Origin of the sequence: Bacillus sp. LM 4-2 (assembly GCF_000978495.1) — a bacterium.
In the GTDB taxonomy this organism is placed as follows: Bacteria; Bacillota; Bacilli; order Bacillales; family Bacillaceae; genus Bacillus; species Bacillus subtilis.
Genome location: NZ_CP011101.1, coordinates 1,134,187 through 1,159,444, shown reverse-complemented (window position 1 = coordinate 1,159,444; position 25,258 = coordinate 1,134,187). Strand labels below are relative to the sequence as shown.

Sequence of the window (25,258 nt, the reverse complement as noted above, 5' to 3'; positions counted from 1 at the left end):
TAAAAAAACGGCTCGCTCCGCAGTCTGCTGCAGGCGAGCCGTTTTCATGCTATTTTTTCTCGTATGTCCATCCATTTTCCTGATACACTTTTCCGTTTTTCATCAAATGGCCCAGTGCGCGTTTAAAGGCGGCTTTGCTCATATTAAAACGTTCTCTGATATCGTCAGGCTGGCTTTTGTCACTGTACGGCATGGCACCGTTTCTCATTCTCATATACGTTAGAATGCACTCAGCATCAACTGACATTGCATCCTGTTTTCTCGGAAGCAGCGACAAGTTGACTGAACCGTCTTCTTTCACTTGAATCACCCGGCCTGTGACTCTTGAACCCAGTCTTGGCTCCTCTTTTCTTTCTGACGGGTGAATAAAACAGCGGATACCGTCATCCGTGATCACGAATGAACCCGATGCGATCAGCCTGTACACCGTACCTGTCAGCTCTTTATTCATCAGATCTTCTGAAGCGTCGGTAAACAGTTCGCTGATGATATCTTCCGGCGCTGGTTTCGCAAACATGCGCCCCCGGTTCGTCACCTTCAGCATACAGTAAAGTTTGTCCCCTTTTTGCGGCCAGACATCTTCGTACGGCGGCAAATGCTCAGTTGCGACTAGTGCGTCCTTCGATAAACCGACATCAACGAAAACGCCCATATCTTCCACTTTATCCACCACTTCAACCCAGCCATATTCATCCGCGCTGATGACCGGAATTTTCATCGTGGCCGCAAGCCTTTCCTGCTGGTCGACGTATATAAAGACTTCTACTTCGTCTCTGTCCTCGATATCCTCAGTCATTTCACTGTTATGTAAGAGAATCGTATCTTCCCCATCGGTTAAAAAGTAACCGAAGTCTGTTTGGTGATCTATACTCAAGGTTAATTGCTGCCCTGGTCTCATGCTATCGTCCTTCCTGTTCCGCTTATTCCTCTGCGGATTTTGTTAACATTTTTTCCAATCATCACAAATTGATTCTTTGTTCTGTTGGAAGTTTCTCTTTATTCTACTATAATCAACACATAAGTTAAATGTTATGGAGGTTTTCATATGGCAAAAGAAAGCTCATTTGATATTGTATCCAAGGTGGAATTGCCTGAAGTGCAAAACGCAATCCAAATCGCACTGAAGGAAATCAGTACCCGATACGACTTTAAAGGCAGCAAAAGCGACATTTCTTTAGATAAAGAGGAGCTGGTCCTCGTTTCTGATGACGACTTCAAATTAAGCCAGCTGAAAGATGTGCTGGTCAGCAAATTGATTAAACGAAACGTACCGACAAAAAACATTGAGTACGGCAAGGTTGAAAACGCGTCAGGCGGAACGGTACGCCAGCGTGCAAAGCTTGTTCAAGGCATTGACAAGGACAACGCAAAAAAAATCAATACGATCATCAAAAACTCCGGACTGAAAGTAAAGTCTCAGGTGCAGGATGATCAAGTGCGTGTCACCGGAAAAAACAAAGATGACCTGCAGCAGATTATCTCAGCTGTGCGGGGAGCAGACCTACCAATTGACGTTCAATTTATAAATTTCAGATAAATTTTCTGATTCCTATTGATTATTGTCTTTATTTTCGGTAAATTTGGAGAAAGGGAAAAACGCCAGATATCTTTTGGCACTTCCTGACATGAAAATTTCATATCCGTTCTTATCAAGAGAAGCAGAGGGACTGGCCCGACGAAGCTTCAGCAACCGGTGTAATGGCGATCAGCCATGACCAAGGTGCTAAATCCAGCAAGCTCGAACAGCTTGGAAGATAAGAAGAGACAAAATCACTGACAAAGTCTTCTTCTTAAGAGGACTTTTTTTATTTCTCTTTTTTCCTTGCTGATGTGAATAAAGGAGGCAGACAATGGGACTTTTAGAAGATTTGCAAAGACAGGTGTTAATCGGTGACGGCGCCATGGGGACGCTCCTCTACTCCTATGGTATTGACAGGTGTTTTGAGGAGCTTAATATTTCAAAGCCGGAGGAAATTCAGCGCATACATAAAGCGTACGTTGAAGCGGGAGCCAACATTATTCAAACGAATACGTACGGAGCCAACTATATTAAATTATCCAGACACGGGCTTGAGGATGACATCAAAAAAATGAATCAGGAGGCCGTAAAGATCGCGCGGGCTTCAGCAGGCGATGCATACGTGCTTGGAACGATGGGCGGCATACGCACATTTAATAAAAACGCATACAGTCTTGACGAAATTAAGCGCAGCTTCCGCGAGCAGCTGTATCTGCTGCTGCATGAAGAGCCGGATGGCTTGCTGTTAGAAACATATTATGATTTGGAAGAAGCCCGTGAAGTGCTGAAAATCGCGCGCAAAGAGACTGATCTTCCGATTATGCTCAATGTCTCCATGCACGAGCAAGGCGTATTGCAGGACGGAACGCCGCTTTCTGACGCATTGCGCTCGATTGCGGATCTCGGAGCTGATATTGTCGGCATTAACTGCCGCCTCGGCCCTTATCACATGATTGAAGCGCTAAGCGAAGTGCCGATTTTTGATGACGTATTCTTATCCGTTTATCCGAACAGCAGTCTTCCTTCGCTTGAAGAGGGACGGCTCGTCTATGAAACAGACGACACGTATTTTCAAAACAGCGCGTCAGAATTCCGTAAGCAAGGTGCGCGGATTATCGGCGGCTGCTGCGGCACAACGCCGAATCACATCAGGGCGATGGCGGAAGCGGTTGGCGGGCTGGCTCCGATTACGGAAAAAGAAGTCAAAACCCGGGCGAAAGAATTCATTTCTGTTCATCACGAGCGAACCGAGCCCGGCCTGGATGAGATCGCAGCGAAAAAACGCTCTATTATCGTAGAGCTGGACCCGCCGAAAAAACTAAGCTTTGACAAATTTCTGTCCGCTGCTGCTGAATTAAAAGAAGCGGGAATCGATGCCCTGACACTCGCCGACAATTCTTTGGCGACCCCGCGGATCAGCAATGTTGCCTGCGGCGCCCTTGTCAAGCAGCAGCTCGATATGCGTTCCCTTGTCCATATTACGTGCCGTGACCGTAACATTATCGGCTTACAGTCACATTTAATGGGCCTTGATACGTTAGGGCTGAATGACGTGCTTGCTATTACAGGTGACCCTTCTAAAATCGGGGATTTTCCTGGGGCGACGTCTGTATATGATTTAACATCTTTTGATTTAATCAGGCTGATCAAACAATTCAATGAAGGTCTGTCTCTGTCTGGAAAACCGCTCGGCAAGAAAACGAATTTCTCAGTTGCCGCCGCATTTAATCCTAACGTCCGCCATCTGGATAAAGCGGTAAAACGGCTTGAGAAAAAAATAGATTGCGGCGCAGATTATTTTGTTTCTCAGCCTGTCTATTCCGAGCAGCAGCTTGTCGATATCCATAACGAAACAAAACATCTGAAGACGCCGATCTATATCGGCATCATGCCGCTGACAAGCAGCCGGAATGCCGAATTCATCCATAATGAAATTCCCGGCATTAAGCTGTCTGATACGATTCGCGAAAAAATGGCCCATGCCGGTGAAGATAAAGAAAAGCAAAAGGCGGAAGGCCTTGCAATTGCACGCTCCCTGCTGGATACGGCATGCGAGCTGTTTAACGGCATCTACTTGATAACGCCTTTCCTCAGATCTGACTTAACCGCTGAGCTCACATCATATATTCAGCAAAAAGATGAGCAGCGCCAAAATATCTTTTTGCATTAATTTCCAAAAGACTGCCTGATCGAATCGGGCAGTCTTTTTCAACGAGATTCGTGTTACGATATAGAAAAACAATCATGAGGAGGAACATTATGCTCGAAGTCAAAACCATTTCCGCGGAAGATACATATGAAATCCGGCATCGCATTCTGCGTCCCCATCAATCCATTGAACAATGCAAATATGAAGAGGATCATGCAAAAGGCTCCTTTCATCTCGGCGCGTTTTTTGAAGGAAAGCTGATCAGCATCGCTTCTTTTTCCCCGCAAAGTCAGCCTTTATTAACGGAAGCCTCTGCGTATCGGCTGAGAGGCATGGCAACGCTCGAGGGATATCGCGATCAAAAAGCTGGAAGCACGCTGATCAAACACGCGGAGCACAAACTGGCGGAGAGCGGCGTTCAGGCGGTATGGTGCAACGCAAGACACCATGTCAAGGGCTACTATGCCAAGCTTGGCTGGAAGGAACTTGGCGAACCATTTGACATTCCCGGCATTGGCAATCATATTGTCATGTACAAAACACTTAGAACAAGCAGGTGATCTTATGGACGTAGTAGATGAACTGATTAAGCTTCATGAAGAACACGTTTCCGGCTTATTGCGGCTTTGCGGGCAAGCCGGGTGGCCGGATTATGGCGAACAAGAGCTGAAACTGCTTGTTCAGCAGGGACGCTTTTTCGGTTATCAAAATGTCAGCGGTGATATTATTTCCTGCATCGGCTTGTTTTTGTTTGGCCGTCTTACTTCTATCGGCCTTGTTATCGTTGACAAGGAATATCAACGGCTCGGTCTTGGCCGGCGTATGGTAAACGCCTGTATTACCCAAACAGATGAAAACACCGCCATCAGACTTTGCGCCACAAAAGAAGGTTTGCCGCTTTATGAAAAAGCAGGTTTTCATACGGCAGGTTCAGTGCGAAAGTACAGCTGTCACAGTTTTCAACCTTATACAAAAAAGCTTGATGCTGAACTGACATCCTTTAGAGAACAAGACTTTCACGACTTAACCGCGGCGGATCTGGCTGCCTTTGGCGGAGATCGATCAAACCTTTTGCAGCAGCTTATTTCTGCTTCATGCGAATGTATCATCGCCAGAAATCAGGACGGACAGCTCATTGGCTACGGACTTTCTGTACAGACACCGGCCAATTTGAAATTCGGCCCCATCATCGCTCCATCATCAGATGTTGCAGCACAGATAATTAACAGGCTGGCGGCCGGCAAACAAGGGCCGATGCGAATCGATATACCCAGTGAACACACGTCTCTGCATGACAGCCTGATAGAAATGGGATTTCATAAAGATGATGAACCTCCGCTTTTGTTCTATCAGAAAAAAGCGCCTATTCAAAATGGACACATATATGCTTTGATTTCACAGGCTCTCGGTTAACCCTCTTTTTTCCCGAACAGGTATCTTCTGTTCGGTTTTTTGCTGTCTGATCGCTGAATAAACGAAGCCATCAGGGACATTCTAAGCAGAAGAAAAGGAGTGTGCTCTGAGATGGAATCATCAAAACAAAATAATGGAATGACGATTGTAGCAATCGGTTCAATCCCTTTAATATTAACCCTAGGAAACTCGATGCTTATTCCGATTTTGCCAAAAATGAAATCTGAACTTCATTTATCACAATTTCAAGTCAGTCTCGTGATCACAGTATTTTCCTTGATTGCAGCATTTGCGATTCCGATTGTCGGTTATCTCGCAGACCGATTCTCAAGGAAAGTCATCATTATTCCCTGCTTAATTTTGTATGGTGCCGGCGGTTTGTTAGCCGGGTTTGCGGCAGGTTTTTTTGACAATGCCTATCCTTGGGTCATGGCAGGACGAGCGTTACAGGGAATCGGGGCAGCCGGAACCGGCCCAATTGCCATGGCACTGACGGGAGATCTGTTTAAAGGCGCCCAGGAGAGCAAGGTGCTCGGCCTTGTTGAAGCTTCAAACGGCATGGGGAAAGTGCTATCGCCGATCATTGGCTCGCTGATCGCCCTGCTTGTCTGGTATGGCGCGTTTTTTGCCTTTCCTGTGTTTTGTATCATTTCGATCGTACTGACTTGGATTTTTATTAAAGAAAAGAAAAAGGAAAAAGAACCGCCACCAATCGGAAAATATGCAAAAGGGCTGTTAAGTGTCTTTAAACATGAAGGCAGATGGCTGTTTACCGCTTATTTAGCCGGTGCGACCTGTTTGTTTACTTTATTCGGCATCCTGTTTTATCTCTCAGATGTTCTTGAAAAAACATACGATACCGACGGCGTGAAAAAAGGCTTGATTTTAGCGATCCCGCTTTTGGTTATGTGTGTGACGTCCTATACAACAGGAAGCAAAATCGGGCAAAAGCAATCGTTAATGAAAAAGCTGATCGTACTTGGATTGGCGTTCATGACCGTATCCTACGCGGCACTGTCATTCATTGAAAATCTTGTCCTTTTTATCAGTGTTCTTGTACTGAGCAGTATAGGCTCAGGTCTTGTCCTTCCTTGTGTGAACAGTTTTATTACCGGGGCTGTCGGCAAAGAAAGACGGGGATTTGTCACCTCGCTGTACGGCTCTGTACGTTTCTTAGGGGTAGCGATCGGTCCTCCGATTTTCGGCCGCCTGATGCAATGGTCCAGACCCGGCATGTTTTTAAGCATCGCGGGATTGACTCTCGTTGTCGGGATTCTTGTGATGATGCTCATCCATGTGAAGCAAAACAATGAAGAAACAAAAGAAAAAGAAGACCCTAAAATGGCTGGCAATCGGCTCCAGCCCGCTGAGGAAAGGTAGCACCCAGTGTGAAAATTGTACGGATTGAAACCTTTCCGCTATTTCACCGATTAGAAAAGCCATACGGAGATGCCAATGGGTTTAAACGATATCGGACTTGTTATCTCATCAGGATTATCACCGAAAGCGGGATAGACGGCTGGGGAGAATGCGTTGATTGGCTCCCTGCTCTCCATGTCGGTTTTACGAAGCGGATCATCCCATTTCTATTAGGAAAACAGGCCGGCAGCCGCCTGTCATTAGTGCGCACGATTCAAAAATGGCACCAGCGGGCGGCCTCCGCTGTAAGCATGGCGCTGACAGAGATTGCAGCCAAAGCTGCCGATTGTTCGGTTTGCGAATTATGGGGCGGGCGATACAGAGAGGAGATTCCTGTGTACGCGTCTTTTCAATCGTACTCAGACTCCCCGCAATGGATCAGCCGCTCAGTCTCCAATGTTGAAGCCCAGTTGAAAAAAGGGTTTGAGCAAATCAAAGTCAAAATTGGCGGGACTTCATTCAAGGAGGATGTCCGGCACATCAATGCGCTGCAGCATACAGCAGGCAGCTCCATTACGATGATTCTGGACGCAAACCAAAGCTACGATGCCGCTGCGGCTTTTAAATGGGAGCGTTATTTCTCCGAATGGACGAACATTGGCTGGCTTGAGGAGCCTTTGCCCTTTGATCAGCCGCAGGATTACGCTATGCTTCGAAGCCGTTTGTCTGTTCCTGTTGCCGGCGGAGAAAACATGAAAGGCCCGGCGCAATATGTGCCTCTCCTTTCACAGCGCTGTTTGGATATCATTCAGCCCGATGTCATGCATGTCAACGGAATTGATGAGTTTCGGGACTGCCTCCAGCTCGCGCGTTATTTCGGCGTCAGAGCATCCGCCCATGCATATGACGGATCGCTCTCACGGCTCTATGCTTTATTTGCACAAGCCTGTCTGCCCCCATGGTCTAAAATGAAGAACGATCACATTGAACCGATCGAGTGGGACGTCATGGAGAATCCTTTTACAGATCTCGTCAGCCTGCAGCCTTCAAAAGGAATGGTCCACATCCCGAAAGGAAAAGGCATTGGCACAGAGATCAATATGGAGATCGTCAATCGCTACAAGTGGGATGGCTCAGCCTATTAAGCTGGGCCATTTCTTTATTTTGAGACATAAATAATGGACAGCCTCATAAAATGAAAACAGCGGACAAGTCTTTTCATAAAGGAGCAAATGACTTAATGGCTGAACTGCTGATGAAAGCAAAACTTACGTTTATGATTGTCGTAGGCGGCGTACTACAGGGACTCGGCATGTCCTTGTTTTTATTTCCGCATGATATTCCGACAGGCGGTGCAGCAGGTATTGCGGTGCTATTGCATTATCTGTTTCAAATCCCCCACGGATTTTCAGTGTGGGCTGTGAATGTATCAATGCTTTTTACCGCTTTAAAATGGCTGGAGATGAGAACATTCACCGGCACCCTCGCTTCTATCACCGTCACCTCTGTCTCGGTATTGATCTTTGATGCAGTTTTTCCTGATATCACATCTAACCTGTGGCTTGATCTGGCAAGCGGCGCAGTGTTATTGGGACTCGGAATCGGACTTTTATACAAATATAAAATTTCGAACGGAGGATTCGGAGCCCTTGCTCTGATGATTTCTATCTACCGCGGCGGGAATCCCGGAACGATCCTGCTCATCATGAATTGCATCATTTTTATGGTCACCGCGTCTATTATTGACTGGGGCATCGTCATTCAAGCCCTCATATGCCAGGTGATATCGACAAGAGTCATCGACTTCATCTACAACATCCGCCTGACCTCACTTCCCTATCTCACGCCTATGTACCGCCATAAAAAATAATAGGCAGAGGCTCTCTTCACGACGAGAGCCCCGCAGCCGCTGTTTTACAGAAAAAAGGTATCGGATCTTAGCCCTAAACGCAGCGTTTCCAACGCGATGGCATCATGAAATGGAATATTGGCCAGATTCACATTCGGCCCGATTTTTTGAATAAACCCTTGCTGAAGCGTTTTGTTAGGCGCTTCAAAAATCAGCCTGTTGATATCAATATCCGAGGAAATGATGTCGTCAACAATTTGAAATCTGACATCGCCGCTGCTGGAACAGATTCCTCCCGTTCCGCTTTCTCTGGCTTCTGTAATCACTTTTTCCGCGCCCGCTTCCATATCCTCAACGATATATTCAAGCCATTCCTCAGAGCTTTGCCGGCTTGCTAATTCCGCATCCTTGCTGCCCACCTCACTGAGCACAAGAAATTCATCAGAAAAATCAGCAATGTAAGCCGCTTTCTCTTTATTTGTCATCGGGAGCGTACCGTTTGAAATCTCAATATATTCACAGCCGAAATAGGTGCAGTACCGATGAAATTCATTCACTTTTTTCTGGCTTACGTACTTCTCAAACAGTGTGCCGCCAAAGAAAAATGTAATGTCATGTTCTTTCAGTGTGCTGATTTTTTCTTCAAGATCTTTCGTAAGTAATGAGGTGCCCCAGCCGAATTTCACAAAATCAATATAGTCGGACGCTCCGGCTATGACATCTTTGAAAAATTGCAAGGGATAGCCGTTATCAATTAAAATGGACTGTCCGGTTTCTCTCGGCTTGTTTGTTCTCACTGGCAATTCTAGTGAAAAATCATTCATATTATGACCCTCTCTATCGTTGGAACTTCTCCATCTTGTTTCACTTTCATCACGAAATCGCCCGTCAGTTCTTTTGTACAGTAAACGATGTCTTCCGGATCAAACAATGGCTGGCGGCTGTCAAAAAACTTCTCCGCAACAGAAGAGCGTTTTATTCTTTCAATCGCCTCCGCAGCCGTTACCGCATTTGTCCCTTCAATGATGCCTTTGATATACTCCGCACACGCCATATCGTCATCACCTGATGGGTGGGAAGCCACAATGTTTATGACACAATCGTTTGCGGCGAGCTTTTTCACATGCTCTGCCGTTGTTTTGGCATTGGAAAATCCAGTTACGAACAGATGCTTTGCGTTCAGCGCCCCCAATGCTGCTGTGACGCCGTTTGTTGTTTTCTGGATCAGGCGCTTATCCGCCATATCCTGTCCCGCCATGCGTTTTGGAGAATTATCTAAATCAAATCCGCTGATACCGACCCCCTTTTCCTCTCCCGTCAAAACATAATCCGGATAGGTGTCTTTCAGCGCAAAGGCTTCATCAGCTGTCCGGACCAACAAAATCTCTTTCGCCCCGCCGATAAACGCATAATGGGTGACCGTAAAGGCTCTGATGACATCAATGACGATGTTAATGTCCGCCGGGGCAAGCGAATGATGATGCCCCTGATAAATGGCAATCGGCATACTACCTCTCCTTGGGCATAAAACCATTTTGCTAAAAAGCATATTCAGCCGGGCTCTTAATGGTTCCGCACCTCATTTTAGGCGGGCGCAGCCCCTAAAAACCCTGAACCTTTATGCAAAAAATGAATAGTCTGCCTATAACTCGATCAATAGATAAAAAAGCAGATGCAAACGGGGGGAAAACATTGAACGAAACCATCACATATGACACATGGAACGACATGCTGTCCAAACAGATAACGGATCAATTGATCGATGAGCTCGATGTGTTGAAATGGGCTTACCGAACGTACGGAGAAAAGATTGTGTACGCATGCAGCTTTGGCGCAGAAGGGATGGTGCTTCTCGACTTAATATCAAAAATCAACAAAAATGCACACATCATCTTTTTGGATACCGGGCTTCATTTTCAGGAAACATATGAGCTGATCGAGACCGTCAAAGAACGATATCCGGGATTTGCAATCCAGATGCTCGAACCCGAGCTGAGCTTAACAGAACAGGGGACGAAGTACGGCGGAGAGCTGTGGAAGCATAACCCGAACCTCTGCTGCCAATTGCGGAAAATCGAACCGCTCAAAAAGCACCTGTCCGGCATGACAGCTTGGATTTCAGGACTGCGCCGGGATCAGTCACCAACGAGAAAGCATATTCAATACGTAAACCTGGACCAGAAGTTTGAGCTCATCAAAATTTGCCCGCTCATCCACTGGACATGGGATGACGTTTGGACGTACATCCGCCTGCACAATTTGCCTTATAACAAACTGCACGATCAACATTACCCGAGCATAGGCTGTGAAATGTGTACATTGCCTTCCCCGGACCCGAACGATGAGAGGGCTGGAAGATGGGCCGGACGGGAGAAAACAGAATGCGGCCTGCATCAAGAATAACGGACGGCAGGTTCTTGATGTGAGAATCGAAATGATGTTAAGGCGCTGATGTCAAACTTTCATTAAGTGCAGAAAAGAAAACAAGGAAACGTATAAATGGAGGTTGAACACGTTGAATGGAAACGAACCCCACGGAGGGGTATTAATCAACCGCTGTGATCCCGCATGCCATTTTGAAGGGTGCGCGTGCCAAGCAGAGCTGGATCAGCTTGCACTGAGTGATCTGGAGCTTATTGCGATCGGCGGCTACAGCCCGTTAACAGGTTTTTTGGGAGAAAAAGATTATCATTCCGTTGTGAAAGAGATGAGGCTGGCAAACGGCTTGCCGTGGAGCCTGCCGATTACGCTGCCTGTCGGAGAAAAAACAGCAAAACAGCTGTCTGCCGGAGATCACGTCAAGCTTGTGAAAGACGGTGTAACCTACGGCATGATCACAGTCACCGATATATACCAGCCTGATAAAACACAAGAAGCACTGTCTGTCTTTAAAACAAACGATCCTGCCCACCCAGGCGTAAAAAAATTGCTGGCGCGCCCGGATTACTATATCGGAGGGCCTATCACGGTCAGCCGCCTGCCTGACAAATCTTTCGAACATTTTTATGCAACGCCCGCTGAAACAAGAGCGGCCTTTCAAAAACTCGGCTGGAAGACGATTGTCGGCTTTCAAACCAGGAACCCTGTTCACAGAGCGCATGAATACATTCAAAAAACAGCGTTAGAAACGGTCGACGGTCTGCTGCTTCACCCGCTTGTCGGAGAAACAAAGTCAGACGATATCCCCAGCGATATCAGAATGGAGAGCTACCAGGCTTTGCTTAATCACTATTATCCAAAGGATCGTGTCATGTTATCAGTTTTCCCTGCCGCCATGCGTTATGCAGGTCCGCGGGAAGCGATTTTCCATGCGCTCGTCCGAAAAAATTACGGCTGCACCCATTTTATTGTAGGCCGTGATCACGCGGGTGTCGGCAGCTACTATGGAACATACGACGCCCAAAATATTTTTCAATCATTCACAGAGGAAGAGCTGGGCATCAAGCCGATGTTTTTTGAGCACAGCTTTTATTGCCGAAAATGCGGAAACATGGGCACCTCCAAAACATGTCCGCACAGCTCAAGAGACCACATCCACTTATCAGGCACAAAAGTGAGAGAGCTTCTCCGCCAAGGCAAAAAGCCGCCTAAAGAATTCAGCCGGCCTGAGGTCGCAGCCGTGCTGATCAAGGGACTTCACCAACAGCCTGTTGCCATCAAACAAAACAGCGGGGAATTGCAATGACACACAATCCGAACATCATTTGGCATCCCGCTGCCATCTCAAAGTCTGACAGACAGTCCTTAAACGGACACAAAAGCTGCGTCCTTTGGTTTACAGGTTTGTCCGGCTCCGGAAAATCGGTGCTGGCCAATGCAGTCGATGAAAAGCTTTACCGCAAGGGCATTCAGAGCTACGTGCTAGACGGTGATAATATCCGCCACGGCTTAAACAAAGATCTTGGATTTCAGACTGGTGACAGGATTGAAAACATACGCCGGATCGGGGAAGTGGCGAAGCTGTTTGTCGACAGCGGGCAAATGATTTTAACGGCTTTTATTTCTCCATTCAGAGAGGATCGGGACATGGTTAGAGCGCTCTTTCCTAAAGGTGAGTTCTTCGAAATTTATGTGAAGTGCCCGCTGCATGTTTGTGAACAGCGCGATCCAAAAGGGCTTTATAAAAAAGCGCGAAACGGAGAGATCAAACATTTCACCGGGATCGATTCTCCGTATGAAGCGCCGCTTTCACCCGATTTCATCATTGAGTCAGACCAGACCTCTATTTCCGATGGAGCTGATCTCATCATTAACGCACTGCAAAACAGGGGAATTATATAAAAAACCCGATCAATGTCGGGTTTTTTCTTATGAGTTGGAGAACTGCGCAATCAAACTGTTGATCTTCTCTTTTTCCTCATAAAATGCTCCGTGCCCGCTGTTTGCAAACGGAACCAATTCCGACTGTTTGATGCCGCGCTTCAATTCTTTCGCAAAATCAAACGGCGCAATTCTATCCTTTCTCCCGTGCAGGATCAGCGTCGGCACCTTGATTGCAGCAAGTTCCTTTCTGAGATCTTCGTCTCTTAATGCGATGCCCGAGTGGATCGTCCCGTAGGAGGAGGCCTCCAGCATCAGATTGAGAAACCACTGTCTAAGCTCTGGAGACACTTTTTTCTCAAAAAACTGTTTCCCTAAATCAGCCAGTGTTTTGGGCCGATCAGCTTTGAACAATTCAATCATATCGTCAATATCCTGCTTCCTCATCCCGTACGGATAACCCGGGCGTTTTGTAAACGCGGGGGCCGCCGCAGACAGTAAAATCAGCTTATCAACATCGGCTCCTTCATGCCTTGCCATATAACGGATTGCAATGGCGCCGCCCATTGAAAAACCGGCAAGAATCGCATTCTCAAGCTGCAGCGTATAAATGACTGCTTTCACATCATCGGCCATCGTGTCATAATCGTAGCCTTCCCAAGGGCGGTCAGATTGCCCATATCCCCGTAAATCAACGCCGATAAAACGAAATCCCCTTTTCGGAAGCTCATTCATTTGATATTCAAACATCTTATGATTCAACGGCCACCCGTGCAAAAAGATGATCGGCCTTCCATGTCCGATATCCTCTACAAACAGTGTCACATGCTCCTCGGTTTTGATGTAATGCCCCATTCCGCATTCCTCCTGTTCCCTTTGGCTTTTTCGGCCTGTAAACGCCTTGACGTATAGGAAGCTTTCCATTTATGCTTACAAAACAAGCGGGCTGCTGTACCAAGAAAAGGCTCTTCACGATTTACTATATGTATCAATTTCCTTAACGATCTATTAAATTGAACCCGGAAGCCTCTGTTTTTCGGGCAGCAAAGGATGTCATCACATGAATAAAATCGCAATTCAAAAACCGAACATACCGGAAAACCTGCAAACCGCAGATTTTCATGATGCCGTGACACAGGATGATGTAATCAGCATGCATTTGTTTGAAGATTGCACCATCTGCGGCGAAGATATCGAAAGACTATGTGTTGAAAAAACGGTATTCAGAAATGTCGTCTTTATCGATGTGTCTTTTCGGCATATTGAACTGACCGATGTGATCTTTGAAAAATGTGATTTATCAAACGCCGATTTCAGCGGGGCTGTCATTCACAGAACTTCAGTTAAGCAGTCAAAAATGGTTGGAATGAATGTGGCGGAAGCAACGCTGCGAAATGTTTCATTCGAGGAATGCCACGGACATTTCAGCTCATTTTCGTACTCAAATATGAAACAAGTTCGATTTGATCACTGTGCTCTTATGCAAAGTGAATGCAGCGATACGGTGCTCCAGCAGACACACTTTGACGGATGCGAATTGGAAGGCGCCAGCTTTACCGGCACGTCCCTTCAAAACATGGACATCAGCACGTGCCGTTTTGAACAGCTTCATGTCTCCCTCGACAAATTGAAAGGCTGCAAAATCGCACCTGAGCACGCGATTGCCTTCGCCAGGGCACTGGGAGCTGTCATCGTATAACCAAAGCCTAGGACATCATCAGGCGGCGTGCTGTTTCAGCTGCCGCTTTAATGCCAGTTTCCAAATCTCCAAGAGATGCATAGGAATATGACAGCCTGATGCTGTTTCGGTCTTCACCGTCATAAATGTAGCCGGGATTCACAAGCACCTGCCGTTTCAGCAATCCATAAAAGAAACGGCTAACAGGCAGGTTTTTGTGAAATGTCACCCAAATATAAAAGCCGCCTGCGGGAATCCGCCACGTGGCAATGTCCCCGGCATACCGCTCGAGAAAATGAACGGCGGCGTCTCTCCTTTCTTTAAGCTTCCTGCGTACCCAAGTCAGATGCTCTTCATAATACCCCTGTGACAGCCACTCGGCAGCCGCCCACTGGGACAGGCCGCTTGATCCGTAGTCTGTCTGCATTTTAATGTCCGCCAACCTTTCAATAACCGGCTCCGGACCGGCAAGCCAGCCGATTCGCAGACCGGGGCTAACCGTTTTTGAAAACGTGCCCAGATACAGAATATTGCCCTCATGATCCATTGCTTTCAACGGCTGCGGAGGTTTTTCTTCAAACCATAAATCACCGTACGCATCATCCTCAATGATGGGCAGCTGCTCTTTTTTTGACAGGCTGATGATCTCTTTCCTTCGCTGCTCTGACATGACTGTGCCTGTCGGATTATGAAACGACGGAATCGTGTAAAGCAGCTGTCCTCCATATTGTTTTCGATTAGAAGAAACAAGCCCCGCTTTGACCCCTTCATCATCCATCGGCAAGCCGCGAAGCCGCATCCCAGCTGATTGAAATACATGCAAGGATTGAAGGTAGGACGGCTTCTCCGTCAAAATGACAGAATCTCGTTTTAAAAGTCCAATTGAGATGAGCTGAAGTGCCTGAAGTGCACCGGACACAATTAAAATTGCAGACGGTGACACATGGATCTTCTTTCCTTTTAAATGGTCAGCCACTGCCTCCCGCAGCTGACGGTTTCCTTTCGGCTGCTCATATCCTAAAGACAGGGCGCCCGGATTGATTTGCTGAAACATCCGTCCAATTGTGTCAGCAGGCACAAGATCCGGTGAAAGTTCTCCAGTTCCTAATCTGATGATATCCGCTCTTGGTTCGTTCTGATTAATAGCTTGAATGATGGAAGAATTGGCGCGATGAATGCCCGAACGGACGTAATCGCTCCAATCAAGCGGAGGCTCAGCCGCCAGCACGCTCCAAGTACTGTTTACAACCTTCGTACCGCCGCCTCTTCTTCCCTCTAACAAGCCTTGAGACGTGAGTTCATCTATGGCTGCTGTGACTGTGCTGCGGTTGACTTGAAACATGTCGGCCAGCGTTCTCTGTGAGGGGATTTTCGTCCCTACAGCCCACTCTCCGTGAAGAATCTTGTCTTTCATATATTGTTCGATCTGCCGATGCAGCGGAACATCCGACTTTCGGCTTGGCTGCCATTGCGACAAGGTCATGCCCCCCTTTTTTACACATTATACATTTGGCTGGTTCCTAACCCAACCAAATGGCTGGAGACTTTAGTGACAATCTCTCTTATGATTGAAAAAAAATGTGAAAGGAGCTTTTTCAGCATGAATGCAATCATTCACGGAATTGTGCTCGCGTTTGGCTTAATTTTGCCGCTGGGAGTGCAGAATGTGTTTATTTTTCAGCAAGGCGCGTGGCAAAAGCATATTTGGCGGGCTCTCCCAGCTGTCATCAGTGCTTCAGTCTGCGATACCTTGTTAATCGTATTAGCCGTTGCGGGCGTGTCTGTCATTGTGCAGGAGCTGCCTGTGTTTGAGACAGTCATGATGGCCGGCGGATTTTTATTTTTGCTTTATATGGGCTGGGTGACTTGGAACATCCGTCCGAACACAAGCCAAAATGAGAAACATACGTTCACACCAAAAAAGCAAGCTGCGTTTGCGGCCGCTGTTTCTCTTTTAAACCCGCATGCCATTCTGGACACGATCGGCGTCATCGGCACGAGCTCTCTTCAATATTCGGGGCTTGAGAAATGGCTCTTTATGGCCGCCTGCATCGCTGTGTCTTGGATTTGGTTCATCAGCCTTGCAATAGCGGGCCGGTTGTTTCAGACGATAGATACGAGCGGCAGGCTTATGCTGATCGTAAACAAATGCTCTGCAGCGGTAATGTGGGCAGCGGCAGGATATTTTGGGGTGTCACTCTTTTGCAATTGAAGGAGAAACAGATGAAAAAAACGAATTTCTTAGAAAAGGGGGCATACTGATGACTGATGCAAAACAGTTTTATGACTATCATTCTTGGGCAAACAAGAAAATATTTACCCATATCGAAAACCTGCCGGAGGAAACTGCCTATCAAGAAGTAAAGAGCGTATTTCCTTCTGTCAGCGACGTGCTGCTTCATATGTGCAGGGCTGACTACATTTGGCTGAATGTTCTTTCGGGAGTGGCCTACCAAGAGATTATAGACAGCGCAGGCAAATTAGAGTCCGCGCAAGGTAATATGGCAGCGATTAAACAGCACGCTGCCGAGCTGGAGTCACAGTATCATGATTTCTTCAGCCGCCAGACGGACTTAGAACAGACCTTCACAATGCAGCATCCGAAACTAGGTACACTGGAATCAACCTATGCAGACACCATCCTGCATGTCGTCAATCACGGCACTTACCACAGAGGGAACGTAACCGCCATGCTGAGACAGCTGGGCCATTCTGGCGCACCTACTGATTATATGTACTATTTATATGAGAAAAGAGAAAGCAAGGGCTAAAAATGTCCTTGCTTTTTTTTGCGGAAAGCCTAAAATGCAACATATTAGCTTTTACATACCTGTATAAGCGCGCTTCACATCTAGCTGTACCGGCCTGCCGCTTCGAAAGGAATTGGTTGCGGCGATACCCACTTCTAAATTGATCGTCGCATCAATATCTGTCACAATCGGTGTTTTTCCATTCCGGACACACTCGGCGAAATGCTGAAGCTCCAAGCAGTAGGCTTCATGAAAACGAGTTTGAAAGTCTGGAATGATATCAAAACTGCTCCCTTTAGCCGATAGGATGGTCACATGTTGATGTCTCAATGTCCCTATGAAAATACTGCCCTCTGTCCCGATCACCTCCGCCCGGATGTCATGTCCGTATGGAGAGGTTCTGCTTGCCTCGACGTCCCCCGCTGCGCCGGAGTCAAATTCAATATACGTCAGCGCCTGATCCACATCGCCATACTGCTCCATAAACGGATTGTTCAGAATCCTGCCGTGTCCTGAAACAGAAGTGATTTCCGCCCCTAGCAAATAACGGGCAATATCATAGTCATGGATGGAACAGTCGATAAAAATTCCACCGCTGTGTTTGATAAATTCTGCGGGAGGCGCGCCTTGGTCGCGCGTAAAGCCTTTATAATAGATAGGTTTGCCGATTTCTCCAGCGTCGATCCGTCGTTTGGCATCTGCGTATGCTGGATCGAACCGTCTCATAAAGCCGACTTGGCAGATGACACCTGTCTCCTGCACTTTTTCAGAAACTGCTCTAGATTCCTCAAGGCTTAATGTCAGCGGTTTTTCAACAAAGATCTGTTTGCCGTTCTCGGCAGCTTTGATGATCATATCACCATGTGTGCTTGTCGGCGTTACGATAATGACAGCGTCAATGCCGGTATCTTCTAACACTTCATACGGGTCCTCTGACCATTTTTCGATACCGAGTTCTCTGGCAACCTGCTCCGCTCTCCCTTTTAACGGATCACCGACACAAACCAGCTTTGCCCCCGACACACTAGTGACGAGATTTTTCGCATGATAATAACCGAGCCTTCCTAATCCCAATACTGCGCACCTTACTTGATGTTCCACGTCCCATCCTCTCCTTTATCTCATTTCGGGCTCGCTTTGGGAAAGCGTTTTCTCTTAACAGCTAAAAAAACAGCGGTTCTATCCGCTCTGCCATTTTGCGCAAGCGCTTTCTCAAAAGATGGTTTCATTTTACACTGCCTTTGGTTTACACGCAATATGTTTTTTTGGCTTCAACTGTCCTAATGAAAAAACCCGCTCATTAGCGGGCTCATGTGTTGAGCGGTGATGTAGAATGTCTGACTACAAGCTCAGGCGGGAGCACTATTTTTTGTTTCGCCTTTCGTTTTCCCTCTATTGCTTCTGCCAGCAGTTCGATGACGCTCCGCCCCATCTCTTTTATCGGCTGGGCTACGGTTGTCAGGGGCGGAGCCGCCATTTCTGCGAGTATCGTATTATCAAAACCAATGATAGAAAGATCATCCGGCACTTTTATGCTTCTTATTCTCGCAGCTTGTATGGCGGCACAAGCCAATACGTCGTTGAAGGCAAAAATAGCAGTCGGAGCGTTTCTGTCGAGCAATTTTCCCGCTTCTTCCTTGCCGCTTTCCAAGGAAAACCGCGTCTGGATGATAAGTGATTCATCAATGGGCACGCCCGCTTCCTCCATCGCCTGACGGAAGCCTTTGATTCTATTTTTTTCGCCTGTCGTTGACCCGTCTCCGATAATGCAGGCGATGTTCGTGTGGCCGAGTGACAGAAGATGCTTGGCAGCCTCATATCCGCCACGAACGTCATCTATCACAACAATATCCATCGGAAGAAGCGGCTTATCCTGAGAAATCATGGCAATCGGAATTTGTTCACTGGCGATTTCCTCCAAAGCAGACATACTGTCATGGCTTTCAATCCCTGTTGCAAAAATAATGCCATCCACCTTTTTCTGTTTCAGCACAGAAAAATACTTTGTTTCTTTTTTCGGATCGTAATCGGTGCTGCAAATCAACATTTGAAAACCGAGCTCATCCGCTCTTTCCTCAATGCTTTTGGCCAGTTCGCCGTAAAACGGATTTGAAATATCAGGCGCCACGAGAGCGATCATATTCGTTCGTTTTCCCGTTAACGCCGCGGCGTGGACATTGGGCGTGTATGCCATTTCATTCATGACATTCATGACCTTCTGCCGTGTTTTATCGCTGATTCTCCCCGTATTGTTTATCACACGGGACACAGTTGTGATCGAGACACCCGCCGCCTTAGCCACATCGTAAATTGTTGTTTTCATGTTCATCCCTCGTCTGGTTATTGAACTTTCCGGCTGACAATTTTCCGGTATTCAATTGGTGAAATGCCTTCTATCTGCTTAAAGAGTTTTGAAAAGTATGTCGGATCTTCCATTCCGACCGTTTCCGCAATAACGCCCATTTTATCATTTGTAGAGGATAAAAGACGCTTCGCTTCCGTCATTCTCACCCGGTTCGTGTATTGTGCCGGAGTTACGCCGAGCACCTGCTGCATGCAGCGGCTCACATAATCCTGATGATAGTGAAGGGCGAGCGACAGATCCTTGATTGTCGTCTTTTCCTTATAGTGCTCCTGTAAGTACCGGGCCGCCTCCCAGGCAACCCGCTCTTTCGCAGACGGTATTTGGAACGCTTCTTTTTGAAGATGCAGCATCAGTTCCTCAAATAAGATTTGCTTTCTGAGCGGCAAATCAGAGTTTTCCGCGGAGTAATCGATCAGCTTTTCAAACTGCTGCGCCATAAACTGCGGGCGCTGCACCTTGCCTTTTCTCGGCAAGGCCAATCCGTAGCGGGCCGGCTCTTCGAAGCTCCCTTTTTCCTGCTGAAGCTCAGACCAGTTGCTGCCTCCCTTTGCCGTAAATTCATATCGATGTTCATCGAAGTGAAGCCAATAGTAGGAGGTTGCTTCATCACTGCCCTTCGTCCCGTAGTGTTCAAGACCGGGAGAAAGCAAGATGTACTCGCCGCCTTCAACAGAAAACGATGTTTCATTTTCCGTTATATATAACGTTCCCTGTTTGACATATATCAGATCAAACACGGAGAATACACGTTTCACATGGGTTTCTCCTTTCTTAAAAACCCCTTCCCCAGCTGCGATAAATACCGGAAAAGGCGGGACTGTAAACAGGATGCGAGGCATTTGAATCATCCTCCTTTTTAAGTCGGATTTTTACAAGAAGTATCGTTTCTATCCCTTTTTATTATAAGGAAATGGAGGTACACTTTAAAACGTTGATTTTATTTACGAAAGGGGTTAGACACTATGAAACAAGCTGTCTTCAAATCAACTGCTTTGAAAAAACCCGCTGACAAAACGTTCTCATTATTTTCGCTTACTTGGCCGATCTTCATTGAGGTCTCATTATATATGTTTATGGGTAATGCCGATACACTGATGCTCAGCCAATACTCGGATAACAGCGTGGCAGCAGTCGGCGTCAGCAACCAGATTTTAAATTTAATTATCGTGATGTTCAGCTTTATCGCAACAGGAACGACCGTTATCATTTCGCAATTTCTAGGCTCACGGCAAAAGAAAGAAGCCATGGAAGTCGCTTATGTGTCAATCGGCGCCAACTTCTTCATCAGCCTGGCCATCAGCGCCGTCGTCTTTTTCGCGGCTGTCCCTCTGCTTCATATGATGGGATTATCAAACGCACTGATGCCTGATGCGAAAGTCTTTTTACAAGTTGTCGGAGGTCTGTCCTTTATTCAGGCTTTAATCATGACATTCAGCGCGATCTTAAAAAGCTACGGCTACACAAAAGATACAATGTTTGTCACTATCGGCATGAACATTTTAAACATTGCCGGAAACTTTGTTGTGATTTTTGGTTTGTTCGGCTTTCCTGTTCTCGGCGTTGCCGGTGTGGCGATGTCTACATCTATCGCCCGCGTCATCGGATTAATCGCGATGATTGTGATTGTCAACAAACGCATTCAGCTGAAGATGTCGCTGAAAAAAGTCTTTCATATGCATAAAGAGCATTTGCGCAAGCTGCTGAAAATCGGCATACCTTCTGCGGGAGAGCAGCTTTCATACAACCTTTCGCAAATGATTGTCACGTATTTTATCGCCATCATGGGCGCGCAGGCGTTGACAACAAAAGTGTATACGCAAAATATTACGATGTTTATTTTGCTGTTCGGCACTGCGATCAGCCAGGGTACACAAATCTTAATCGGCCGTTATATCGGCGGCAAACAATTTGATGCCGCTTATGAGCGCTGCATGAAGAGCTTATATTGGGCACTCGGAATTGCTGCGGCTACCTCTGTTTTGATGACGATCTTTTCAAAAGACCTGATCGGACTCTTCACACAAAGCCCTGACATTATAGCAACTGCAAGCCTATTGATTGCCATGACCATTATCCTTGAACCAGGCCGCTCGTTTAATGTCATTATCATTAACTCTCTGCGGGCTGCGGGGGATGCGAAATTCCCGGTTTACATGGCAATGATTTCAATGTGGGGCATCGGCCTCCCGCTTGCTTATCTTTTCGGCATCCACCTCGGTTTCGGTCTTGCCGGCATTTGGATTTCTTTTATCGCGGATGAATGGGTCCGGGGAATCTTAATGTACAGAAGATGGCGCTCACGTATCTGGATACAAAAAGGTATGGCGTAACACCCGGCTCAATCAAGGCCGGGTGTTTTTTAGATATCAGACAGAATCTGCTTCACTTCGGTCTCTGTAAGAGCGAAGTGATGTTGAAATACATCGTGCTGCTTTGCCCGGATTTTTTCTAAAACAGCCCGGTGCAAATGAAGGGCGGCTTTCACCGTTTTTTGAGAATACTGCGGAAATAGCGGCAAGGCATCCTGACACTCTTCAAGGTAGGCTTCTGCTTCAAAAGCGATATACTCCCACGTCATTGTGAACGCTTTATTTACGGTGCCTTTTTGGAGATCAGCCTCTGTATAGCCGAATTGCTGCATTACCTGACGGGGAATGCGGTTTTTTTGCTGATCTGTGCCAAGATCACTTAAGAAGCGAACCAGCTGTATGGCCAAGCCGAGAGAGACGGCTGCTTGTTTGAGCTGATCTTGTTTTCGGCGTGTCAGTATCGGCAGCAGCATCAATCCGGCAACACCGCCCGTCCGATATGCGTACATGAGCAGTTCATCAAGGTCATCATACGGCTTGGCGTCTTCTTTTTGTGCGGCAATAAACTCCCGAAAAGGTTCGCTTTCCAATGTAAAGGTCCGATACGCATGATCAAAAGCCTTCCATAGATGTTGATTACCGTTATTTGTCCTTTGGTAAACATGATCAGCTTTAGCTTCAAATGCGGGCAATACCTTTTCGTCTGCACTGGCCGCCGTGTGGCAAAACGACAATACTGCCCAAGAGGCTTGTCTTTGCTTTAGCGGGAGATATGATAATGCTTTGAAACAGGCTGGCGCGTATTCGCCAACAATCTGTCCGCATTGCTGGTAAGCTTCTTTTATCTCTTTCATTTTTCTCACTCCTATGTATCACTGCTTCTTCAAGTCTAGTATGTTTTTTCCTAATTGTATATGAAGAAAATGCCGATTCTTACTTTGTAAAAGTAACAAGACGCACAGCATCATCGACGAGATATGCATTATTATTTTTAATGCCATACAACAGGTAGAATGTAAACATTTCTCAATCATCACTTCAATAATAGAGGAATCACGGAAAAAAGGGCTAATTGTTATGATACATGATAGTATTGGAGTGAGTTCAGTGATAAAATTTTTTGAATATAACTGGCAGGTTAGAGATCAATGGTTTACTTGGTGTCATCAACTAACCACTGAAGAATTACTTAAAAACCGTCTTGGCGGAGTAGAGAATATTTTATATACCCTTTTTCATATTATTGATGTGGAATATAGTTGGATTCGTGCTATCCAAGGAAAAGAAGATATCGCTGTTCAGTTCGCTGATTATCAAACACTCAATAAAGTGAAATCTCTCTCAAATACATTCCGAACTGAAATAATTGATGTTTTACAAACACATTCAGATCAAATAAAAGATGAACTTGTAATCGTTCCTTGGGAGACAGGTGTTTTATATACGCGAGATGAAATATTACACCATATCATCGCTCACGAAATTCACCATATTGGTCAACTTTCTGTATGGGCTAGGGAATTAAAGTTAAGCCCGGTATCAGCTAGTTTTATCGGCAGAACATTAAAACCTATTCATTCTTATTGAAGGAATGCGGGGGCAATTCGATAGTGCTGTTGTACAAAAAAGGATAGATAGAGCATATATTTCCCTGCTCATCTATCCTTCTTATTTAAATCTATACATCTCTGGCTTTTAATCACATTTGTATTGAACCTACCTCTCGTCAATATCAATGCGATACGCTTCAAACCATGTATGAATTTGAGCAAGATGGGCGATCAGCTGGGGCCCCTTCATGAGCTGCCCGAACCACGGCACCTTGAAGGAGGAGCCTTCCGTTTCTAAAAGCTGATCTAATTGTTTTCTGTCCAGCAAGGTATGGAGCACGGAGTCCTTTTGGCTTCTGATCGTTTTCAGCCATTCGCTGACGCCTTTTGTATATTCCGGATGATGTGTTTTCGGATACGGGCTTTTTTTGCGATACAGAATGTCATCAGGCAAAATACCTTCAAGCGCTTTGCGTAAAATGCCTTTTTCCCGATTATCATGCATTTTCATTTCCCACGGAATATTCCAAACATATTCCACAAGCCGGTGATCGGCGAACGGCACCCGCACTTCCAGGCTCGCCCCCATGCTCATGCGATCCTTCCGATCCAAAAGGTTCGTCATAAACCAAAGCATATTTAAATAGAACAGCTGTCTTCTTGCTTTATCCACACCCGTTTCACCATCTAATAATGGCGTTTCTGCCAAGGTTTCTTCATATTTGGCATTTACGTATTCTTTCAGATTCAATTTTTTCTGCCATGAGTCAGAAAGCAGCTTGATCCGCTCCTCCGTTGATCTCATCCATGGAAAGCCAGACTCAACATCTGCCGTATGGAACCACGGGTACCCGCCGAAAATCTCATCCGCGCACTCTCCCGATAGGCTGACGACAAAGTCCTTTTTGATTTCCCGGCAAAACCACAGCAGGGATGAGTCGACATCCGCCATTCCCGGCAAGTCTTTGACCAGTACAGCTTCCTCCAAATGATCAACGAGATCTTTTTGGCTGATGACGCATTTGTGGTGCGTTGTGCCGAAAGCCTCTGTCATTTTTTCAATCCATGGTCCGTCATCATTCGGCTGAAAAGCGCTTGCTTGAAAAAATTTATCGTTCTCTTCGTAATCAATCGAATAAGTATGAAGCGGTGCTTTTCCTTCCTTTTCAAAATGGCCCGCCGCAATCGCTGTAATTGCGCTTGAGTCCAGACCGCCTGATAGGAATGTGCAAACAGGCACATCCGACACAAGCTGCCGCGTCACCGCGTCCTGAAATAACGATCTGACATTGGCAACCGTGTCATCAAAACTGTCCGTATGTTTTTCGCTTTCAACATTCCAATAACGCCAAATATTAAGTCCGTCTTTGGAAAATGTCAGCGCATGAGCCGGGCGGATTTCTTTTATACCTTTAAATATGCCAGTGCCCGGGGTTCTGGACGGTCCAAGACCGAAAATTTCAGAAAGTCCCGTTCTGTCCACTCGCGCTTTTATATCAGGGTGCGCGAGGATTGCTTTGATTTCCGACCCGAAGAGAAATGAAGAGCCTTCCTTCGTGTAAAAAAACGGCTTTACACCGAGACGGTCTCTCGCGGCAAACAGCAGATTACGCTTTTCATCCCACACAGCGAAAGCGAATATGCCATTGAGATGGTCGACACAGTCTTCCTGCCACTCGATGTAGCTGTGCAGAAGCACCTCGGTATCTGACGTACGCTCGAATTGATGGCCCCGCGCCCGCAATTCTTTGCGCAAATCTTCCGTGTTATACAGCTCGCCATTGTAAATAATGGTGTACGTATCCCCTTTATAGGTACACGCCATCGGCTGGCGTCCTCCTTCAATATCAACAACTGCAAGTCTTTTATGTCCGAATAAAACATGGTGCTCCCCCCAAACGTTTGAATCATCAGGCCCTCGTTTGGAAAGAGTGTCTGTCATTCTGTCCATCGTTTGTTTTTCCTGGACGAGCTGCTTTTTAAAATCGACCCAACCCGTAATTCCACACATGTGACATCAGCTCCAATCCCGTTTCTTTCGTAACAATTTCGTTTCT

General features: G+C 46.4%; 23 protein-coding genes, 2 pseudogenes and 1 riboswitch. Of the genes and pseudogenes, 15 read left to right on the top strand and 10 right to left on the bottom strand.

What is annotated here, in order from left to right; genetic code table 11:
• Positions 1-49: 49 nt before the first annotated feature.
• Positions 50-947 (bottom strand): annotated as a pseudogene (locus tag bslm_RS05830) (CvfB family protein).
• Between the two features lie 98 nt (positions 948-1,045).
• Here bslm_RS05830 and bslm_RS05825 point away from each other — a divergent pair.
• From bslm_RS05825 to bslm_RS05795, 7 genes are all read left to right on the top strand, one after another.
• Complete coding sequence (locus tag bslm_RS05825; RefSeq protein WP_015715659.1) at positions 1,046-1,537, top strand: YajQ family cyclic di-GMP-binding protein; 492 nt, start codon at positions 1,046-1,048, stop codon at positions 1,535-1,537.
• Positions 1,538-1,643: 106 nt separating this feature from the next.
• A riboswitch (SAM riboswitch) is annotated at positions 1,644-1,761 on the top strand.
• An 89-nt stretch (positions 1,762-1,850) separates the two neighbouring features.
• Positions 1,851-3,689, top strand: a complete 1,839-nt coding sequence (locus bslm_RS05820) for a bifunctional homocysteine S-methyltransferase/methylenetetrahydrofolate reductase (RefSeq protein WP_003245847.1) — start codon at positions 1,851-1,853, stop codon at positions 3,687-3,689.
• An 89-nt stretch (positions 3,690-3,778) separates the two neighbouring features.
• On the top strand, positions 3,779-4,228 hold the full coding sequence (locus tag bslm_RS05815; RefSeq protein WP_046380922.1) for a GNAT family N-acetyltransferase: 450 nt from the start codon (positions 3,779-3,781) through the stop codon (positions 4,226-4,228).
• Between the two features lie 4 nt (positions 4,229-4,232).
• A complete protein-coding gene (locus bslm_RS05810) occupies positions 4,233-5,081 on the top strand; it encodes a GNAT family N-acetyltransferase (RefSeq protein WP_046380921.1) in 849 nt (282 codons plus the stop codon).
• A 111-nt stretch (positions 5,082-5,192) separates the two neighbouring features.
• Positions 5,193-6,461 carry an MFS transporter gene (locus bslm_RS05805; protein WP_003233041.1) on the top strand — a complete coding sequence of 423 codons (1,269 nt, stop codon included), beginning with the start codon at positions 5,193-5,195 and terminating at the stop codon, positions 6,459-6,461.
• A gap of 8 nt (positions 6,462-6,469) precedes the next feature.
• On the top strand, positions 6,470-7,585 hold the full coding sequence (locus tag bslm_RS05800; protein WP_003245056.1) for a mandelate racemase/muconate lactonizing enzyme family protein: 1,116 nt from the start codon (positions 6,470-6,472) through the stop codon (positions 7,583-7,585).
• 95 nt (positions 7,586-7,680) lie between these two features.
• Complete coding sequence (locus bslm_RS05795; RefSeq protein WP_009966972.1) at positions 7,681-8,310, top strand: YitT family protein; 630 nt, start codon at positions 7,681-7,683, stop codon at positions 8,308-8,310.
• 44 nt (positions 8,311-8,354) lie between these two features.
• On the opposite strand, the gene bslm_RS05790 is transcribed toward bslm_RS05795, so the two are convergent.
• Together bslm_RS05790 and bslm_RS05785 are read right to left on the bottom strand one after the other, a co-directional pair.
• Complete coding sequence (locus bslm_RS05790; protein WP_015252388.1) at positions 8,355-9,113, bottom strand: phosphosulfolactate synthase; 759 nt, start codon at positions 9,111-9,113, stop codon at positions 8,355-8,357.
• Positions 9,110-9,796 (bottom strand): 2-phosphosulfolactate phosphatase, encoded by a 687-nt coding sequence (locus bslm_RS05785; protein WP_046380920.1) that lies wholly within the window; start codon positions 9,794-9,796, stop codon positions 9,110-9,112. Before bslm_RS05785 ends, bslm_RS05790 begins: the two co-directional genes overlap by 4 nt.
• A 185-nt stretch (positions 9,797-9,981) precedes the next feature.
• Here bslm_RS05785 and bslm_RS05780 point away from each other — a divergent pair, with 185 nt between their 5' ends.
• From bslm_RS05780 to cysC, 3 genes are all read left to right on the top strand, one after another.
• Complete coding sequence (locus tag bslm_RS05780) at positions 9,982-10,692, top strand: phosphoadenylyl-sulfate reductase (RefSeq protein ID WP_003244757.1); 711 nt, start codon at positions 9,982-9,984, stop codon at positions 10,690-10,692.
• Positions 10,693-10,804: 112 nt separating this feature from the next.
• Positions 10,805-11,974 carry a sulfate adenylyltransferase gene (gene sat / locus bslm_RS05775; protein WP_046380919.1) on the top strand — a complete coding sequence of 390 codons (1,170 nt, stop codon included), beginning with the start codon at positions 10,805-10,807 and terminating at the stop codon, positions 11,972-11,974.
• Positions 11,971-12,570 (top strand): adenylyl-sulfate kinase, encoded by a 600-nt coding sequence (gene cysC / locus bslm_RS05770; protein WP_003245829.1) that lies wholly within the window; start codon positions 11,971-11,973, stop codon positions 12,568-12,570. Before sat ends, cysC begins: the two co-directional genes overlap by 4 nt.
• A gap of 27 nt (positions 12,571-12,597) precedes the next feature.
• On the opposite strand, the gene bslm_RS05765 is transcribed toward cysC, so the two are convergent.
• Complete coding sequence (locus tag bslm_RS05765) at positions 12,598-13,404, bottom strand: alpha/beta fold hydrolase (protein ID WP_003245141.1); 807 nt, start codon at positions 13,402-13,404, stop codon at positions 12,598-12,600.
• A gap of 205 nt (positions 13,405-13,609) precedes the next feature.
• Between bslm_RS05765 and bslm_RS05760 the strand changes: the two genes are divergently transcribed.
• On the top strand, positions 13,610-14,248 hold the full coding sequence (locus tag bslm_RS05760; RefSeq protein WP_003233060.1) for a pentapeptide repeat-containing protein: 639 nt from the start codon (positions 13,610-13,612) through the stop codon (positions 14,246-14,248).
• A 7-nt stretch (positions 14,249-14,255) separates the two neighbouring features.
• On the opposite strand, the gene bslm_RS05755 is transcribed toward bslm_RS05760, so the two are convergent.
• Positions 14,256-15,710 (bottom strand): aminotransferase-like domain-containing protein, encoded by a 1,455-nt coding sequence (locus bslm_RS05755; protein WP_080481033.1) that lies wholly within the window; start codon positions 15,708-15,710, stop codon positions 14,256-14,258.
• Between the two features lie 66 nt (positions 15,711-15,776).
• Between bslm_RS05755 and bslm_RS05750 the strand changes: the two genes are divergently transcribed.
• Complete coding sequence (locus bslm_RS05750; RefSeq protein WP_080481034.1) at positions 15,777-16,439, top strand: LysE family transporter; 663 nt, start codon at positions 15,777-15,779, stop codon at positions 16,437-16,439.
• Between the two features lie 49 nt (positions 16,440-16,488).
• On the top strand, positions 16,489-16,998 hold the full coding sequence (locus bslm_RS05745; RefSeq protein WP_029317591.1) for a DinB family protein: 510 nt from the start codon (positions 16,489-16,491) through the stop codon (positions 16,996-16,998).
• Between the two features lie 51 nt (positions 16,999-17,049).
• Here the strand turns inward: bslm_RS05745 and iolX are convergent, their stop codons facing one another.
• From iolX to bslm_RS05730, 3 genes are all read right to left on the bottom strand, one after another.
• Entirely contained in the window at positions 17,050-18,078 is a 1,029-nt protein-coding gene (gene iolX / locus bslm_RS05740) for a scyllo-inositol 2-dehydrogenase (protein WP_046380917.1), read from the bottom strand.
• A 208-nt stretch (positions 18,079-18,286) separates the two neighbouring features.
• Positions 18,287-19,300 (bottom strand): transcriptional regulator DegA, encoded by a 1,014-nt coding sequence (degA, locus tag bslm_RS05735; RefSeq protein WP_046380916.1) that lies wholly within the window; start codon positions 19,298-19,300, stop codon positions 18,287-18,289.
• Positions 19,301-19,317: 17 nt separating this feature from the next.
• Positions 19,318-20,181, bottom strand: a complete 864-nt coding sequence (locus bslm_RS05730) for an AraC family transcriptional regulator (protein ID WP_003245539.1) — start codon at positions 20,179-20,181, stop codon at positions 19,318-19,320.
• Between the two features lie 123 nt (positions 20,182-20,304).
• On the opposite strand from bslm_RS05730, the gene bslm_RS05725 reads away from it, so the two are divergent.
• On the top strand, positions 20,305-21,672 hold the full coding sequence (locus tag bslm_RS05725) for an MATE family efflux transporter (protein ID WP_014476390.1): 1,368 nt from the start codon (positions 20,305-20,307) through the stop codon (positions 21,670-21,672).
• A 29-nt stretch (positions 21,673-21,701) separates the two neighbouring features.
• Here bslm_RS05725 and farP read toward each other — a convergent pair.
• Positions 21,702-22,527 (bottom strand): annotated as a pseudogene (farP, locus tag bslm_RS05720) (farnesyl diphosphate phosphatase).
• Positions 22,528-22,758: 231 nt separating this feature from the next.
• On the opposite strand from farP, the gene bslm_RS05715 reads away from it, so the two are divergent.
• Positions 22,759-23,238, top strand: a complete 480-nt coding sequence (locus tag bslm_RS05715; RefSeq protein WP_080481035.1) for a DinB family protein — start codon at positions 22,759-22,761, stop codon at positions 23,236-23,238.
• Positions 23,239-23,367: 129 nt separating this feature from the next.
• Here bslm_RS05715 and asnB read toward each other — a convergent pair whose 3' ends face one another.
• Positions 23,368-25,212 carry an asparagine synthase (glutamine-hydrolyzing) gene (gene asnB / locus bslm_RS05710; protein ID WP_029726288.1) on the bottom strand — a complete coding sequence of 615 codons (1,845 nt, stop codon included), beginning with the start codon at positions 25,210-25,212 and terminating at the stop codon, positions 23,368-23,370.
• Positions 25,213-25,258 lie beyond the last annotated feature (46 nt).